The organism is Anaerococcus lactolyticus ATCC 51172, from assembly GCF_000156575.1.
GTDB lineage: Bacteria > Bacillota > Clostridia > Tissierellales > Peptoniphilaceae > Anaerococcus > Anaerococcus lactolyticus.
Genome location: NZ_GG666089.1, coordinates 1 through 450, shown reverse-complemented (window position 1 = coordinate 450; position 450 = coordinate 1). Strand labels below are relative to the sequence as shown.

The 450-nt window shown below is 28.4% G+C and carries 1 protein-coding gene; it reads right to left on the bottom strand.

The window, feature by feature from the left end; all coding sequences use genetic code 11:
• Positions 1-450: stalk domain-containing protein (locus HMPREF0072_RS10390; protein ID WP_004830421.1), on the bottom strand; the 450-nt coding region annotated here is incomplete at both ends.

Here is a 450-nt window from a genome sequence, read left to right as displayed (position 1 = left end):
CTTTTTAGCTAAGATATTATTCTCTTTATTGGAGAAAATAGCTTCACGAGTAGAGTTGTCATACTCAACATTAAAACCTAGAGTATAAGCAATATATCTTACTGGAATCATAGTTCTTCCTTGATCCACATAAGTTTTTACATCCATATATACTGTTGTCTTACCATCTTTGTTGATAATGTTATAAAAGTTTTTGTCTACTTGAAAAACTGCAAATTCTTTTTCATCTTTAACTTGTTTTTTACCTTGTTGTTTATCGTTCTCTTTCATCTTGTTAAGATCAAATTGATTTAGGATATTCTTGTCATCAGCTTTCAAAATTTCGTCCCACTTCTTATCTTGAGGTTTCTTATCTTCTTTCTTCTCCTTGTTTTCTTTTTGAAGTTTTAGAAGTTCATCTAATTTCTTAGATAAGTCTTGGTTTAAATTTTTTTCTTTTTCATCTTTACC